This is a genomic window from Gelidibacter sp. F63206 (genome assembly GCF_023015735.1).
The window spans coordinates 1-18,122 of sequence record NZ_JALKAU010000084.1 but is presented as its reverse complement, the minus strand read 5'-3'; the positions used below and the strand labels follow the sequence as shown (position 1 = coordinate 18,122).

12 protein-coding genes are annotated in these 18,122 nt (G+C 36.8%); 6 read left to right on the top strand and 6 right to left on the bottom strand.

The genetic code is table 11. The annotated features are described in order from the left end of the window. Nucleotides 1-691: 691 nt before the first annotated feature. Complete coding sequence (locus MWU32_RS04795; protein ID WP_246938218.1) at nucleotides 692-1,534, top strand: AraC family transcriptional regulator; 843 nt, start codon at nucleotides 692-694, stop codon at nucleotides 1,532-1,534. 258 nt (nucleotides 1,535-1,792) lie between these two features. Here MWU32_RS04795 and MWU32_RS04790 read toward each other — a convergent pair whose 3' ends face one another. Both MWU32_RS04790 and MWU32_RS04785 read right to left on the bottom strand, forming a co-directional pair. Beyond that, complete coding sequence (locus MWU32_RS04790) at nucleotides 1,793-2,749, bottom strand: ornithine cyclodeaminase family protein (protein ID WP_246938217.1); 957 nt, start codon at nucleotides 2,747-2,749, stop codon at nucleotides 1,793-1,795. 240 nt (nucleotides 2,750-2,989) lie between these two features. Then, the gene (locus tag MWU32_RS04785; protein WP_246938216.1) at nucleotides 2,990-3,904 is read right to left on the bottom strand and encodes a dihydrodipicolinate synthase family protein; all 915 of its coding nucleotides are present in this window, start codon (nucleotides 3,902-3,904) and stop codon (nucleotides 2,990-2,992) included. A gap of 247 nt (nucleotides 3,905-4,151) precedes the next feature. Between MWU32_RS04785 and MWU32_RS04780 the strand changes: the two genes are divergently transcribed. Then, entirely contained in the window at nucleotides 4,152-4,997 is an 846-nt protein-coding gene (locus tag MWU32_RS04780) for an AraC family transcriptional regulator (protein ID WP_246938215.1), read from the top strand. 93 nt (nucleotides 4,998-5,090) lie between these two features. On the opposite strand, the gene MWU32_RS04775 is transcribed toward MWU32_RS04780, so the two are convergent. From MWU32_RS04775 to MWU32_RS04760, 4 genes are all read right to left on the bottom strand, one after another. Next, nucleotides 5,091-6,338, bottom strand: a complete 1,248-nt coding sequence (locus tag MWU32_RS04775) for an NAD(P)/FAD-dependent oxidoreductase (protein ID WP_246938214.1) — start codon at nucleotides 6,336-6,338, stop codon at nucleotides 5,091-5,093. A 72-nt stretch (nucleotides 6,339-6,410) separates the two neighbouring features. Next, nucleotides 6,411-7,418 carry a 4-hydroxyproline epimerase gene (locus MWU32_RS04770; protein WP_246938213.1) on the bottom strand — a complete coding sequence of 336 codons (1,008 nt, stop codon included), beginning with the start codon at nucleotides 7,416-7,418 and terminating at the stop codon, nucleotides 6,411-6,413. Between the two features lie 108 nt (nucleotides 7,419-7,526). Then, the gene (locus MWU32_RS04765; RefSeq protein ID WP_246938212.1) at nucleotides 7,527-9,053 is read right to left on the bottom strand and encodes an aldehyde dehydrogenase (NADP(+)); all 1,527 of its coding nucleotides are present in this window, start codon (nucleotides 9,051-9,053) and stop codon (nucleotides 7,527-7,529) included. Between the two features lie 478 nt (nucleotides 9,054-9,531). Then, entirely contained in the window at nucleotides 9,532-9,696 is a 165-nt protein-coding gene (locus tag MWU32_RS04760; protein WP_246938211.1) for a hypothetical protein, read from the bottom strand. A gap of 750 nt (nucleotides 9,697-10,446) precedes the next feature. Here MWU32_RS04760 and MWU32_RS04755 point away from each other — a divergent pair. From MWU32_RS04755 to MWU32_RS04740, 4 genes are all read left to right on the top strand, one after another. After that, a complete protein-coding gene (locus tag MWU32_RS04755) occupies nucleotides 10,447-12,135 on the top strand; it encodes a DUF6377 domain-containing protein (protein ID WP_246938210.1) in 1,689 nt (562 codons plus the stop codon). Nucleotides 12,136-12,392: 257 nt separating this feature from the next. Further along, a complete protein-coding gene (locus MWU32_RS04750; protein WP_246938209.1) occupies nucleotides 12,393-15,419 on the top strand; it encodes a SusC/RagA family TonB-linked outer membrane protein in 3,027 nt (1,008 codons plus the stop codon). Between the two features lie 13 nt (nucleotides 15,420-15,432). Then, a complete protein-coding gene (locus tag MWU32_RS04745) occupies nucleotides 15,433-16,911 on the top strand; it encodes a RagB/SusD family nutrient uptake outer membrane protein (protein ID WP_246938208.1) in 1,479 nt (492 codons plus the stop codon). Between the two features lie 12 nt (nucleotides 16,912-16,923). Continuing rightward, the coding region (locus tag MWU32_RS04740) for a SusF/SusE family outer membrane protein (protein ID WP_246938188.1) at nucleotides 16,924-18,122 on the top strand (1,199 nt) is incomplete at its 3' end.

Sequence of the window (18,122 nt, the reverse complement as noted above, 5' to 3'; positions counted from 1 at the left end):
ATAGCCTATAGTTTCTTGCCAAAAAAGCCAAGTATTAAATATCATACCGTAAAAACAGATCAACTCGTCCTTTTTTAATCGAACTCAGGTTATTAGATTTTGGCATCAATTACCTATCAAGAGATAAGATATTTTTTTACTGGGAAGAAAAGAATGTGTTCATTAATGAATACAATTCAGAAATAGCCCAATCCAGAAGCTTCTTGCAGGAAATTACAGTTGAGGGCTTCCCCTAAGCAGCATACGTGCTCAATCAAAGCAAAACATAGGACTTTAGGGTATATGAGAGATTATTGAAAGAAAAAATTAATACACCTTCCACGATTTATTGTTTGAACTTTGACCAAGTACTAAAAGCCCTAGGAAAATGCTTTTGCGAAATCTCTTTTAATAAAAATAATGTAAAAATTCAGAGTTCTTTGGAAGCGTAAGGAATCTAATTAAAATCATGGAATGGGAGCACAATTTCATATTAATAATTTGTTTCATTCCCATTATCAAAAAACTATTAAAGTACTTATTTTACCAAGATTGGTTTTACATAACTTCTAATTTATATATGGGAATCCACTACAACAACTCCTTTGAGAAACTTTAAAAAACCCAGTAAAGCTTAATTCTAATTATATAGTATAACCTTTGGATAACATTCCATTATGGAATTATTACAATTATTTTTTACTTTCATTAAATGAAAGTATTTCCATTTAAAATTCCGAAAACTCTTAACGAAAACTTGATCGTACAAGTAGATCGAGGCCATACGTTCTACAATCAATTTCATCAACATGAGGAAATTCAAATAGCATATATAAACCAGGGCCAGGGAAAACTCATTATCTCCGACAGTAGTCACCCGTATTCAAATGGTGACATTTTTGTAATTGGAAGTAATATTCCACATCAGTTTAAAAGTTTGAAAGAGAAGGATGATTCCTTACACATGATATCACTGTTTTTTACAAAACAAACCTTTGGAACATATTTCAATGAAATTCCCGAACTAGAAACGATACATCAATTTTTTCATAAGGGTGAATCTGGATTTAAACTGCAGCCAAATAATGACATTTCAGGAACATTAATGTTAAAAATCCCTAATGCAGATAAATTTTCAAGATACATATTATTTCTTAAAATCATAAAAAACATATGTAATTGTAAGACTTATATGTTATTAAATCCCTGTCATCCAAAGCAAGTTTCACACGATAACAGCCAAAGAATGGAAACTATTTTTGACTACGTAATGAACAACTTCCAATATGACATCACTTTAGAGCAGGTTTCCCAATTGGTTTACATGACTCCAAATGCTTTTTGTCGATTTTTTAAACAAAGAACGAACAAAACATTCTTTAATTATCTAATTGAACTAAGAATAGAATATGCTTGTCAGCTTTTGAGAAGCAACCCTGACATCTCTATTGCACAGATTTCCTACAAATCAGGATTCAATTCTATCTCTAATTTCAATAGAAAATTTAAAAAATTAAAAAAGAGAACCCCTTCCAATTACCAGTGTAAAAACTAAGCCTACGATAGACATAAAAAACCGATGTTACGAATATTTTAGAATTACTATTTCCACCTGACTCTTCTTCAACTTCCACTCGACCTCATTTCTAATAAGTCAAAATTTACTTTATAACCTATTGATTTAGACTTTTTCCAATCTTTGGAAGTGGACTCGAAAATAAAACCTGATCCACAATTTTTACGATGCCCCGATTTAAAACGAAACTTAATTATATAACTTTACTCTACGAGTAGTCGAGTCTCGCAATCCTCTTCATTTTTCAAACAAATTATAATAATGGGAAGCAGCTGCCAAATCTTCCAAGGCATGCCCTACAGATTTAAATAAAGTGATGTGCGCGTCGTCGCTTCTACCTGAATGTTTTTTGGTGGCCATTGAAAATAAGTCTGCTTTTATATCTTTTTCCGTCAATACGCCGGTCTTTAGTGGGATAACGATATCACCACTTTCTTTTAACCCACCCGCATAAGTATCGACAAACACTTCCGATTTTCTTATGGCATCATCATCAGCCTCTCGCATATCTGGACGATAGGCCCCAACCAAATCGACATGTTGACCCGGTCCTAAGTACTTGCCCAAAACAAGCGGTGTTGGTGAAAGGGTCGCGGAAGAAATGATATCGACTTCGCTAATTTTATCTTCAATATTCTTTATAGGGGTTATTTCGAATTTTTCTCCACTCAATGCCTCGCAAATGGCCTTCGCTTTATCAAAGTTCCGGCCCCAAACAAAAACTTGTTCTATGGGTCTTACACTTGCATGAGCCTTAATCAGGTTTGGAGATAACGCTCCAGTTCCAATCATTAACAGTGATTTGGAGTTTTTTCTGCTCAGGAATTTGGAAGCTAAGGCCGATGCAGCAGCCGTACGTTTTACCGTTAAACTTTTAGCTTCAATGATCGCTTTTATGGAGCCCTTTAAGGCATCCAAATAAATATAAATGGCCTGAATGGCAGGTAAATCGAATTTGCCATTTGCTGGACTGACCGTCGCTATTTTCACTCCGGCTTCCTTCCCTGGATTCCATGCTGGCATTAACAATAGAGTGGATTCCATTCCAACTTCCGGGTTAGGGAAATCATGATGATGCCGCATTGGAACCAAAAGCTCCTTGTTTGCAAACATTTTTTCCAGGTCAGCAATTAAATTTGAGAAATCTGTGTTTTTTTCTACAAAATCTGCATCAATTTGAACTATATTTTTCATAAACTTCAAGGGTTTAAGGGTTATTATATTGTTTTTCTATGATGAATAGACGCCACCATATAAATCTATATGCCCATAAAAAGGCTTTCGCAATTATTTAAACAGGTATGCTCAAAACTCGTAAAATTAAAAGCAAAGAAATCTCAATAACTAAAATCTATTAGTTATTGAGATTCTCATCTTCATCCTATTCATCCTATTTAATTATAAATGATGAATATTGGATGTCATACAGTACTGCTATAAGTTTTTGTAATCTGGTAAAGTAGGTCTGGTTTTTAGACTATTCTCAATTGTTTTTATAGCATATTTCCTTTCCTCTCCAATAAGCGGAAGGCGTGGTGCCCGTACATTTTCAGTACCGAGACCTGTATAGACCTCAGCCAGTTTTATGTTTTGCACCAATTCGGGAACAATATCCAATTCAAATAACGGCATAAACCATCTATGAATGTCCAATGCTTCCTTAATACGTCCCGCTTTAATCAATTCGTACATCGCGACTGTTTCTGCTGGAAATGCACAGACCAAACCTGCTACCCAACCGTCAGCTCCTAAAACCATGCTCTCAAAAGCGATGGTGTCCACTCCGGTCATAATCTTTAATCGATCACCAAAACGATTTTTTATTCTGGTGATATTCATCGTATTTCGTGTCGATTCTTTTACCGCCTCTATATTATCATGTTTTAATAACTCATCAAACATTTTATGGGTAATCTCTATTTTATAATCCACCGGATTATTGTACACCATTATTGGTAAAGACGTGTTTTTAGCCACCGAGTTAAAAAATTCCAAGGTTTCTCTATCCGTAGATTTATATCGCATTGGAGGCAACATCATAAGGCCGGATGCTCCGTCTTCTTCCGCCATATTTGCAGCCTTAACCGCAGCTTTGGTGGACTGTTCCGCCAGCGTTATCATGACGGGCACTTTTCCTTTAACCATGTCCACTGTAGTTTTTGTCAAACTACGTTTCTCTACTTCTGTTAAAGTACTTGCTTCACCTAATGTACCTCCCAAAACAATACCGTGAACACCAGCATCAAGTTGTGCTTTAAGATTGGTTTCAAACATTGCAAAATCTAAGGTATCATCATCATTAAATTTTGTTGTGACTGCTGGCATAATGCCTTCCCATTTTACGCTCATAAATTTTAGTTTTTATTAGTGTTAATATTAAATACCAAAGCTAATTAAGAAAGGTGAGGGGTTATAGCTGTTATTTATCAAGTATTAATACTATATTGCCCTATATGCAATAAATTATGCTATTTTTGAGTATTATTATCAGCAACTCTCAACTAAACCATGAACAACCGTAGCTTTGACGCCAATCACGACAACCCCATATTATACAAATAACCTTATTCAAAAATTTCATTTAAATTAAAACGTCATGAAAGTACTTCCATTTAAAATACCAAAACCAGAACATGATGCTTTGGTTTATCAAGAAGATATAGGAACTTCATTTTATGATCAATTACATCAACACGAAGAGATCCAGATGAGCTATATTATGAAAGGCGAGGGTACCTTAATTGTTGGCGATACTGTCAATTATTATAAACCCAATGACATTCTAATTATTGGAAGCTATCTGCCACATATTCTTAAAAGTGACACCAGCGTTCATGAAAAATCCGAAATGTTGAGTTTATTTTTTACCAAAAAATCCTTTGGGGATAGGTTTTTCGAATTGGAAGAGACAAAGTCTCTACAACCGTTCTTTATAAGGGCAACGCACGGCTTTAAAGCAACTTCAGACAAAGATGAAATGATCAGATTATTTTTAAAGTTAAAAGCGTCCAAAAAACTGGATCAGTTCTTAATTTTGTTGAAATTATTAAAAATGGCATCTACATGTGAATACAAAAGCTTATCCTCCTTTATCTATGAAAAACAATATTCAGATACTGAAGGAAATAGAATGCGTAACATTTTTGAATTCACGATGAGTAATTTCCACACCAACATCACTTTGGAGGCGGTTTCTGAGAAGGCAAACATGACCAAAAATGCATTCTGTAAATACTTTAAGAAACGGACCAATAAAACGTATTTTCAGTTTTTAACAGAATTACGGGTAGAACATGCCACTAAATTATTACTATCAAAAAACAAACTTAACATCGCTGAAATAGCCTATGAATCAGGATTTAAAAATATATCCAATTTTAATAGGCAGTTTAAAGAAATTAAAAAAAATACGCCCTCTGATTTTAGAAAAAAAAGAGCCTAATTTCTTTGGGATTATTTAAGATTAGCTGGTAGTCAAGTTATTATAAAACCATCCAGTAGCCATTACCAAAACCGGATTACGACGGCTTAATTCTCAAAATTTTCTATCTGGATTGAATGCGTCAATATTTAATGAAGTACTTTTATTTGAAATCACCTCTGAAACCAACTTACCAGTAGCAGAACCCATCCCCCAACCCATCATGGCATGCCCTGTTGCAATAGTCAAGTTAAAACACTTTTTTGACCTTCCTATATATGGCAAACCATCGGGTGAGACCGGACGCAACCCAGCTTGTACATTATTTTTATCTTTTTGATTTATTGTGATTTCAGGATAAAATCTGGTAACTGCATTGGCAATGGCCTCTACTCGTGCTTCATTAATGTCATGATTAATTCCAGCTATTTCCATGGTTCCTGCAAAACGCGTAAACCCATTCATCGGTGTAACCGCTACTTTTGCTTCAGATAGGATAGCTGGTATAGATATACCCGTTTCTTGTGCCATATTGATACGATACCCTTTTCCTGCCTGCAATAACAATTGTAGGTTGAGTTTTTTACTCAATAATGAACTCCAAGATCCTGCTGCCAGAACGAACTCGTCCGCCCGATATTCTTTTCTGTTTGTCTTAATAAATGTGACATGTCCATTTATCATTTCAATATCATTCACTTTTTCATTTGTGAGAAATTCAACTCCAGATCCTTTCAAATAAGATTTCATTTCTCCCATAAAGTCCTGCGGAGTCATATGGGAGTCACATTTATAATAAGTTGCGCCCTTCACATTTATAGAAACATTAGGTTCAAGTTTTTTCAAATCCTTTATACTAATTTCCGAAGCTTCCAAACCATGTTGTCTTCCTAAATCTGCTATTTTTATTTCTTCTTCAAGCATCTTTTCTGATTGACACAACATCAACAACCCTTTGCTTTCATAATGGAATTGAAAACTTTCATCCTGTTTTATGTCTCTATATAGCTCTTGGCTTAACATGGTAATATCTCTAATTATGGGAATGGATTTTTTAACATGTTTAGCCGTACAGGATTTATTGAACGCCAAAGTCCATTTCATAAAATCAATATCAAATCGTGGCTTTATATATAATGGGCTGGATTTATCAAACATCCATTTAATACCTTGTTTCATTACCCCTGGAGCAGATAAGGGAATGATATGGCTTGGAGACAAAAAACCGGCATTTACATAAGAAGCTCCTGAGTCTAAATTTGATTGATCTATAATTAAGACTTTATGACCTTCCTTTTGAAGGTAATAAGCAGAACACAAACCAATAATTCCACCTCCAATAATTATTATTTCCTTGTTCATTTATTCTAAATTTAAACCCAAAAATCATTTTTCTATTAAGGATTATAAATATTTATTCATTTTATCTACATATTAAATAACCTGAAATCCAAACGCATAAGGGTCTTCCTCATCAATTATAATGGTATTGTATCCAAACACTTTTGCCCAGCCCTGTATGCTAGGAACGATAGCCAGTTTTCCATCCAAAGTAGTCTCCTCAACTACCTGCCCAACAAATTGACTTCCAATAAAACTTTCGTGAATGAACTCTTCTCCTTTTTTTAACCTTCCTTTTGCATAGCGTTGGGCCATAACAGCAGAAGTACCTGTGCCACAAGGACTCCTATCAATAGCTTTATCACCATAAAAAACGGCGTTTTTAGCGGTCGAATTTGGATGTGTTGGTTTTCCCGTCCATAGAATATGTGATACATTTCTGATCGTATCATTTTCGGGATGCACAAACATATCCCGATATTTCTGGTTGATTTTATCTCTCAATATTTGAGAATATTGAATCAACTTACCAGCAGTAAAATCCTGTACTCCAGAAAAATTTTGTTGTGGATCTATAATTGCATAATAGTTCCCTCCATAAGCCACATCAAATGTTAACACACCTAGTTCGGGACATTCAACGGTCAAACCTTCAGCAGCCAAAAAACTTTCAACATTTGTCAAACGTACCCAATCCACCTTGTCACCTGTTTTTTCGTATTCAATTTCAACTAAACCAGCAGGAGCTTCCATTTTAATTCTCCCTGGAACTTTCGGTGTTATCAAACCCTCTTCAATAGCTATGGTTATAGTGCCTATTGTACCATGTCCACACATGGGTAAACACCCAGAGGTCTCAATAAACAAAATAGCAAAATCGTTATTTGGATTGTGTGGCGGATAAAGGATACTACCGCTCATCATATCATGACCACGTGGTTCAAACATCAATCCTTTACGAATCCAATCGTATTCTTTTAGGAAATGCTGCCGTTTATCACTCATAGTCTCCCCAATTAAGTGAGGACCACCTTGTTTAACTACTCTTACTGGATTGCCACATGTGTGTGCGTCAATACAAACAAATCTGCTTCTACTCATTGCTCTATTAACTTAATTAGGGTAAAATGTTATTGTTATAGTCCGTGGTGGTTTTGGTAGTTACAACTCAGAATATTTAGTTAATCAACACCCCTCACCGCTAAACCACTATCGTTTTAAGGAGGTTGGTAATAACTCGTTAGGAAAAGATTGATAACTAACTGGTCGGACCCATCTTTTTATGGCATTGGTTCCCACCGAAGTAAATCTTGAATCGGTTGATGCTGGATAAGGACCTCCGTGCTGCATTGACGGACAAACCTCAACCCCTGTTGGAACGCCATTAAAAATGATCCGTCCGACTCTATTTTCAAGTGCGTCAACAACCTCGAAAAGATCAGGATGGTCTTCTTTTTCGGCAATAATGGTCCCCGTCAATTGCCCGTCCAATCCGTTTATAATTTCGATCAGTTCCTCTTGGTCCTTAGCTCGAACCACTAATGCAAATGGCCCAAAAGCTTCAACATGCAATTTAGGATTTGCCAAAAACGCTTCCCCAGAAACACTTGTGATCTGTGAGGGAGCTTCGTTAACATCAATTGCTCCTTCAACTTTTCCAACAACCTCTGCCCCTGCCTGAGAAGACACAATATTTACATTTTCAACAAATGCCTGCTTTATATCTGGATGCAACATATATTGTGGATCGATAGCTATTGTTTTTTTAGCTAAATCTTTTATGAATTGTTCCGTTTTATCGCCTTCAACGGTTAATAACAACCCCGGTTTGGTACAAAATTGTCCCGCCCCGGTAGTAATAGAATTAGCAAAAGATGTTGCAACGGCTTCTGATCTGTTTTCTATCGCTTTTGCTGTGATGACCACTGGATTGATACTTCCCATCTCTGCAAAAACAGGAATAGGCTCTTTACGTTGGGAGGCAATATCAAAAAGTGCCCTGCCTCCAGAAATACTTCCCGTAAAGCCAACTGCTTTGACCTTATCGTGCTTTACCAATTTAACACCTACTGTTCTTCCGCGACCCATAATATTTGAAAAGACCCCATTTGGCATTCCAGTTTTGTCCGCCGCTTTAATAATGGCCGAAGCCACTAACTCAGCTGTGCCGGAATGCATCGCGTGTGCTTTAACAATAACTGGACATCCGGCAGCTAATGCACTTGCGGTATCTCCACCTGCTGTAGAAAACGCCAAAGGAAAGTTGCTTGCGGCAAAAACTACTACAGGGCCTATTGGAATTAATGTACGTCTTAAATCATCTTTAGGCATTGGGGTCCTTTCTGGCATTGCTTTGTCAATTGTATTTTCTCTCCAATCATCGTGTCCGACTAAGTCGGCAAATGAGCGCAATTGAAATACAGTTCTTCCTCTTTCACCAATAGCTCTACCTTCAGGCAATCCAGATTCTATCATATAAGAATCCAATAATTCTTGATCTAGTGCAATAATCTCATCTGCAATAGCATTTAAAAATACCGCTCTTTTCGCCCCTGAAATCTTTCTATAGATTTTAAAAGCACTCCAAGCCAATTCAACAGCCTCATCAACTTCATCAGAAGTCGCTTCATAAAATGCAGTAGGATTTTGAACATTAAGCTTTGGATTTATAGTTTTATGCGTTATAGTGCCACTAGATTTTAACCTATTTCCAATATAGTTTCTTCCTGTTATCATTTTTCCAATCTTTTTAATTTACTTGATGCTTACTTATTTGTAAGTCTTTATGCAAAAAATAAATTTTTTCTTAAACTGATTATTCTGAGTATGCCTAAATCCAATGAATTGTCTACATTATCTAACATACTCTTTGAAATCCAATAAATATATTTTGAATTCATACAAATTTAGGCCGAACACACTAATGATAATAATAAACTGTTATCCATAACTAATACTATATATTCTAAATTTTTAAAATTATTCAGTCAAAAGCATATTATATATTTATGTGCCCCATGAAAACTGAGATGTTTTTTCCGCTTTCAAGAATTGCCATGGTCGGTTCCTAACCAACATTTCCAATTAACTGTACATGATTTTTTAAAGTGCTCATAATAAAAAAGAATTATAGACCCGTCTGTTGACAGGTAGGTTACTAAAAATACCGTCTGAACCCTTCAGACCGTTTGTCTTAATATGTTTTTGAAATGATTTACTTATTATATCTTGAGCGTTTTCCTTCCTGCCTGCCGGCAGGCTGGTTGTTTTGTTTTGGTGCCGCTTTTCTTTTGATGTTTTTGTACGATTTCATAAGATTCATTTTAGATTTACTTCCCATAGCGCCCTCGCTGTTACCTTTTTTTTGTTGCCGATACATTTTCAACATTTGGAATTGTAGAGGACTTATAAAAAAGTGCGAGGCACGAGCCTGGTTTATGCAGTCCGGTCAAGTTCCAAATGTTGGTATTTTGCCATCAAAAAAAAGAGAGGGACAGTGAGGGTGCGGATGTGAATCTAAAAGAGGTTTGGGAAGTGCCAAAACATGAAAAGCGGCACCAAATGAAAATTGGAAGTCCGATCTGGCGGACGCTATTCACGATTTCGGATTGGGAATGAAGCGTCCGGATCCTGCGCAGCGGACCGGGTTAGCGAAATGGAAAGTAGAAATTGGGGATAGGGTCCAAGATGTTAAGGGAAGCGCTTTGCCCGAAATGGAGCATTTGCGGAATGAAGTGGCAATGGGCTGAGCGTATATGACAAATAATTATGGTCCTGGATAGGTCTAAAAAAGGAATTCAATATCACATTGGAAATGGGAAATAGGTCCACTTTTTCTTGATTTCTGTCTCAAACCCAAACGAATCACTTGGACCATAGAATGATAGTCAGTTCCCCAATTGGGCATTATCAAAAGACATCAATATAAGGGGTACAGAACCATGTATTTTAAAAATCTTTGGGGAAATCAATACCAAACCAACAGTCTACACAATGACCCCATAAGAATTATCCCCTTGCTAGTTTATAATGAATTAATTACATTAGATTATCATTGCACCAAATAGTAAGGCATAATTCAAAACTAATAACTGCAGATCCTCTCAATTTAATGACTAAAAGAATAAATTTGAAAACGTTTTTTATAATATTTTCACAACTATCATTTATAGCATTACTTAATTTTTATACTATAAATGTCGCCCATGCTCAAAACAATTCTATAATCAACGAATTACAGCAAACCCTCGATTCCTCCCACTTTTACGATCAAAACAAACGCAAAACCCTAAAGAGGCTAAAAGATCAGTTAGAGCAATTAAGCCACGATAATTTAACCGAGAAGTTTAATCTGAATAGCCAACTATTTGATCAATACAAGGTTTTTAAAAGTGATTCAGCGTATTACTATGGATTAAAAGCTCAGGAAATAGCTTTTAAACTAAATGATTCCCTATTAATAAGCAAAGCCTATTTAAACATGTCAGATATCGCTATTTCTGTAGGCATGTACAAAGAAGCTTTGGATTTTCTACAAAAGATAAATGTCGATTACGTTAGAGATATCGATAAACCAATATACTATGGTCTATATGGTAGATGCTACAGTGACATGGCGGAATATAGTGGGCTCCCTGATTTTAGTAAAAAGTATAACGAGTATGCTCGTTATTATAGGGAAGAAACTGTAAATCTCACAGAAAAAGGCACTTTCTTCAATGTGTTTATGGTGGCTTATAATGATTTCAGTGATAGGGAGTTCAATTCTGCTATCAAAAATTTAAAATTACTACTCACTAAAGATTTAGATTTGGGAGAAAGAGCATTGACCAATTATGTTTTGGGAGAAATATACCAAAGACAGCATTTGGATGATCTAGCAGAATATCATTATGCAAAAGCAGCAATCTCAGATGTAAAAAACTCGACCAAAGAATCCTTGGCCATCATCAAGCTTTCAGAATTATTGTTTCTAAATAAAAAAATAGAACCTGCCTCATCCCTAATTCAAAAAGCTTATCAAGATGCCAAATTCTATGGTGCCCAACAAAGGAAGCTTCAAGTAGGGGCCGTACTTCCGTTAATTGAGGATGAAATTGTAAAAAATATCGAGATGGAGCGAAAACGTCTCTATTGGCAGTATATAGGCGTTGTGGTTTTTTTGGTGATCATGATTCTATTTTCGTCCATAATTTTTATACAGTACAAAAAACTCCAAAAAGCACGTGGTGTGATTTCAAAAGCACATACCAAACTAAAGGAAACACACGCACAACTGCTAATTGTTAACAAGCAATTGAAAAAACGCAGTCTAGAGATTGAAAAGGTCAATTACCGTCTTTCGGAAGCCAACAAAATCAAAGAAGATTATTTAGGATTTTTCTTTACGGAATATGACAACATATTTGAGAAATTTAATGATCTCACTTCGGATATCGAAAAAAGCCTTGAATTGGAAGAATACAAAAAAGCAAGTTATCAGTTGTCCCGATACGATCTAAAAAAGGAAAAAGAGAAACTATTACAGAATTTTGATACAGCATTCATAGAACTCTTTCCCAATTATATCGTAGAATTCAACAGTCTTATAAAGCCAGAAAATCAAATTCAATTAAAAGAAGGGCAAATTCTAAATAAGGAATTGAGAATTTTCGCGTTGATCCGATTAGGTGTAAAACACAATGACAAAATCGCGCAGATTCTAGGATATTCCGTCAATTCCATTTATGCCTATAAGTCCAAAATTAGAAATATGTCTATCGTTAAAAATGAGGATTTTGATCAAAAACTCATTGACAATACTACAATTAAAGTCTAAAAACCCTAAACATTCGACAAGAAATTAGCATTTTTTCAAATTTAAAGCTTTTAAATATCTATATGGATTATCATCACCATATTCAATTACCACTCTGATTCATAGACAATTAAAGCCAACAACATCTATATTTATTGTGTATATATCTAGATGAAAATTTAGCAGCTCCTTTTGAGATTAAAATTTTTGTTACTTTGGGTTAATCGGAATGTCTTTTAATTAAGGAAGCATCCCAATTAACTTAACTAATTCTTGACATGAACAAATCAATTTTAAAACGTAATCAAGGCAGCTACAGTCACAACATCTTTATTCTTATCTTTCTGATGCCGTTAGTAATGGTTTCACAAGAAATTAGAATGTCAGGTAAAGTAATTGATGAATTCAGTACGCCTTTAATGGGAGCTACAGTTTTAGAGCTTGGCACATCGAATGGTGTGACCTCCAACTTTGATGGTGAGTTTGAAATATCTGTAGGAAGTTTTCAGTCAGTGATAGAAATCAGCTATGTTGGATATACTACACAGACCATTAAGGCAACCAAAGACTTCATTACGGTCCAAATGACGCCAGATATATCTGCGTTGGATGAAGTGGTCATCATCGGTTATGGCGAATCTAAACAACGGGATTTGACGGGGTCTGTTTCATCGGTCTCCGTGGATGACATTGTAAGTCAACCTTCCTCCAATATTGGTGATGCCATTCAGGGAAGAGCCGCAGGAGTTACAGTAATAACTTCTGGACAGCCTGGAAATAATCCCACATTCAGGATTAGAGGTACTGGGACTATAGGCAACAACGACCCTTTAATAGTCGTTGATGGAATGCCGTTGAATGGAGGCTTAAACCAGGTCAACATGAAAGATGTAGAATCGTTCCAGGTTTTAAAGGATGCCTCTGCGACGGCCATTTACGGTGCCAGAGGTTCAAATGGGGTTATCATCATCAGTACGAAACGAGGTAAAAAAGGCAAGGGGACGATCGACATTGATGTTTTTACGAGCTTTCAGCAGGCCACCAATGTCATTGACGTTTTAAATGCGGAACAATTTGCAACATTAAGCAACGAAATGCTAATAAACGGTGGCTTTACACCCAATCCCAACTTTTCTGATCCATCTTCTTTGGGGAAGGGAACGGATTGGTTGGATTCCTTTTTTACTACAGGACGTCAAAACAATGTGACCCTTTCCTACGCACAGGGAAATGACAAATCCAATGTTTTCACCTCATTAAATGTTTTTGATCAGGACGGTATTATTATCAATTCAGAATACACACGGTATATCCTACAATTTAATTCAGACACACAAATCAATAAACATATCAAATTTGGAAACAGTTTGAAATTAAATTACGATATCAAGAACAACGGTGACAATAACATACAAAATGCCATTTTGTCGTTACCCACCCAACCTATTTATCGTGAAAACGGAAATTATTCAGGGCCTATAGGTCAGCCCATTTATTCAGGAGATATTGAAAATCCGATCGGAAAGTCAAATATTGTCAAGAACACGATTAAAGGATACAACCTCCAAGGGAATGTCTATGGAGAATTGGGACTTTTAAAGTATTTGAAGTTTAAAACTTTGTTAGGAGTAGAAGCCAATTTTTGGGATACCAGGACTTGGTCCCCTTCCTATAGCTGGGATTCTGACGTAGCTCCAAACGCTTATTTATCAGAATCTTCCAATAAAAGCTTGACCTTGGTTTGGGATAACACATTGACCTTCAATAAAGAATTTGATAATGGAGGTTCCATAACCGCTGTTATCGGTACAAGTGCACAGGAAAACCAGTTTAAATTCATTAGTGGTTCCGTCCAGGGATTTCCAAGTGAAAGCACTCAAACCCTAAATAACGGACTGTTGCAACCCACCATTAATGGAAGCGGATCAGAATGGTCTATCTTCTCCTATTTTGCGAGAGGACAATATGATTATAAAAAGAAATATTATATCACAGCAACCATTAGACGGGATGGTTCATCACGCTTTGGAAGTGGCAATAAATATGGAACGTTCCCATCAGCATCGGCAGCTTGGAGGGTTTCTGAAGAAGCATTTCTTCAAGAGTCCAAAATCATCAACGATCTAAAGTTAAGAATCGGTTATGGTGTGACGGGCAATCAAAATATTGGCAATTATTCATTCGCTTCGGCCTACAATACCAACTTATACAATTTCAATGGTGTTTTCGTGACTGCCGCCGTTCCCACCGTATTACCAAATTCAAATGTAAAATGGGAGTCTCAGAAACAATTCAATATTGGAATAGACGCCTCACTATTCAACAGGTTTATGGATGTCACCCTAGATGGCTACGTGAAAAACACTGAAGATATGTTAGTGCCTCAAACCGTCCCGGTGACTTCTGGGTATTCGGATATTTATGTACCCTTTATCAACGCTGGTCAAATCAGGAATCAAGGTATTGAACTGCTCCTTACCACACATAATATGAGTACTGACAAATTTAAATGGTCGACAGATTTGGTCTTCGCGTACAACAAAAATGAAGTGATCGACATTAATAGCAATACCCCTCTGACTACAGGAAGCATTGGATTGAATTATACATTGGGCAGAATCCAACCAGGACAACCGATCAATGTTTTTTACGGTTTTGTACAGGACGGAATTTTTCAGACCCAAGAAGAAGTAAATAACCATGCCGTACAAGTTCCGGGAAGTGATCCTGCTTCCAGTACTTCCCCAGGAGACATCAGGTTTAAGGATTTGAATAGTGATGGTGTCATTAATGACAATGACAGAACCTTTATTGGCAATCCAAACCCAAAGTTCAATTATTCATTGAACAATACATTCAGCATTGGTGACTTTGACTTGAGTATTTTCTTCCAAGGCGTTTATGGAAATGACATTTTTAATGCCAATCGTCTGTACACGGAAAACATGTCGGTCACTACCAATCAGTCCACCGAGGTACTAAATCGTTGGAATGGTTCGGGAACAAGCAATTCTGTACCACGGGCAGTGTTTGGTGACCCAAACAATAATAACAGACAATCCACAAGGTATATCGAGGATGGTTCCTATTTGAGACTTAAAAATGTGAATTTAGCCTATACCCTACCCTTGGAAAAGTTTAAAAACACACCTTTCAGCTCCATAAAACTTTATGTTTCCGGACAAAATTTATTCACTATTACGAACTATTCAGGATTTGATCCCGAGGTAGGACCAAACGGTATTGACAATAACATCTATCCAATAACCAAAACATTCACCTTAGGAGCGACTTTAGGTTTTTAAAAAAATTAGAATCATGAAAAACACAACATATTTTATAGCCGCAATGGCCATCCTTTTTTTAAGTAGTTGCACTGATGACTTTTTAGACAAGCAACCATTGGATACCATTAACACAAAGAATTATCCAAAAACAGCAGAAGAATTGGTCACTGTTGTTAACGGTGCGTATCAACCGTTACAATGGCCAAAACTTTATAATCTAAGAATGTGGACTTCTGATATTATGGCAGGCAACAGCATTGTTGGTGCAGGAGGAGGCACTGATGGCATTGAAACCCAGAACATGTCAAACTTTACGGTTCAGCCCGATAATGCCGGAGTACTGGATTTATGGCGAGGGCCATGGCCAGGAATATTGATGACCAATATTGTGTTAAAATCCGCACCAACGCTTGACATTGATGAAAACACAAAAGATAGATCCATGGGTGAGGCTTATTTCTTAAGAGCACATTATTATTTTATTTTGGCACGTTATTTTGGAGATGTTCCATTAACTACAACCCCATTAAGTTCTGATGATGATTTATTCCCTTCAAGATCGCCGGTAAGTGAGGTTTACGATTTAATTCTCTCCGACCTAAAAAATGCGACCCAATTATTGCCACCAAAATCGGCATTTGGGACCCAGGACCTTGGAAGAGCATCCAAGGGGGCTGCTTATGGTCTTTTGGCAAAAGTGCACCTGACGCTCGGCAACTACCAGGAAGCAGTCGACATGATCACGCAGGTGGAAGGTCTTGGGTATGCCTTGAACCCCAATTATTACGATAATTTTAATATAGAAAATGAAAATTCACAAGAATCCATTTTCGAGGTTCAATACGCTTCTGATGGTGGTTACGGTTTTTGGGACAACGAAAATCAAGCCTCTTGGACAAGTCCATTTATGGGACCTAGAGGCGCCAATTTTGTTGGAGGCGGTTATGGATGGAATCAGCCTACACAAGAATTCATGAATCAATATGAACCTAATGACAAAAGAAAAGATGTGACCGTTTTATATGAAGGCGGACCAAATTTTGACGGACTTCCCTACCAGGCCAGTTATTCCTATACAGGTTATAATGTGCGTAAATTTTTAGTGCCAATAAGCGTTGTGCCAAGTTACGACAACAGCCCTATGAATTTCCCTGTCCTAAGATATGCCGATGTTCTGTTGATGAAGGCTGAAGCTCTAAATGAACTGGGACAGACAAGCGATGCAGAAATATATCTCAATCGTATTAGAAACAGAGCGGGACTCAATGATATACCTTTAGGATTGAGCCAAGCACAATTTAGGGAAGCTGTACTCAAGGAGCGCCGTCTTGAATTGGCATTTGAAGGTCAAAGATGGTTTGATTTAATACGGGTAAACAATGGACAATATGGGTTGGACTTTCTTCATTCGATTGGAAAGAACAATGCCGCACAAAAGCATCTTTTGTTTCCAATACCTCAGATTGAAATCGACAGAAATCCCAATCTTACTCAAAATCCTGGATACTAAACATTTTGAATTATGAAAACATTTAATAACATTAAAACGATCACCATTGGCGTGTTATCATTACTAATGCTGTTCCTCTCGTCTTGTAATGATGATTTGGTAGACTCTTCATTTGACACTCAGGATACTTTGGGAATTTCTATTTCCGATAGTGAAATTGTCCTGAAGGAATTGCTTTTTGATGCTGCCATAGACCTCAATTGGTCCACCGGAACGAATCAAAATACCGGTGCCGCAATAAAATATACGCTCCAAGTAGACCATGTAACTGGAGATTTTTCAAATCCGATTGCTACACTGGTTTCCGATGTTCAAAACACTTATTCATTCAACACTAATTACGGAAATCTCAACAAATTACTATTGGACAATGGATTGGAACCAGATCAGACTTATGATTTAACGGCAATGATAACGGCAAACGTTTCGAACGAATCTGTGCCTACCCAGATTGCCACAGTCAATTTTACAGCCACAACTTTTAAACCTATAACCCAACACCTGTATATTGTTGGAGATGCCACTCCAAATGGGTGGAATATTGGCAGTGCCACGGAATTAAGTGCATCAACGACCCAAAGAGGCGTGTTTGTCTATGAGGGCGTGCTAAAACCAGGCAATTTCAAATTTGCAGTAAGTCAGGACGGTTGTTGGTGTCAAGATTTCTACACTAAAGATGAGACGGATGATGGCAAAATCATTTACAACGAAGGTGGCAGTGGAGATGATTTACAATGGAGCATTGAAACAGAAGACAACTATAGATTGACCTTGGATCTTTTGAACAAAACAATTACAATTGAGACTTACGTGCCTGTAGACCCTGATGAACCTGCTTTCCCAATGCTTTGGATTGTTGGTGATGCCTCAGAAAGTGGTTGGAATGTGGATTCGCCTGTGGCATTTATACAAAATGAAAATAATCCCATTGAGTTTATTTATGAAGGCACTTTTGCCCCAGGTAATTTCAAAATATTTGCTGGTCCATTGGGTGATTGGTGCGGCGAATGGTATAGACCATCTGTTGACAATCAGGATTTGATAAGCGGTCCTGTAGAGCAAAATGCAGGATGTGATGTTGACAATAAATGGCTCATTACAGAAGCAACAAAGGGCAGATATAAAATAAAAATCAATACCATTGATAATACCATAACGTTCAAAAAAGTATCGCTCTATTTAATTGGGGATGGCGGTCCGAATGGTTGGAA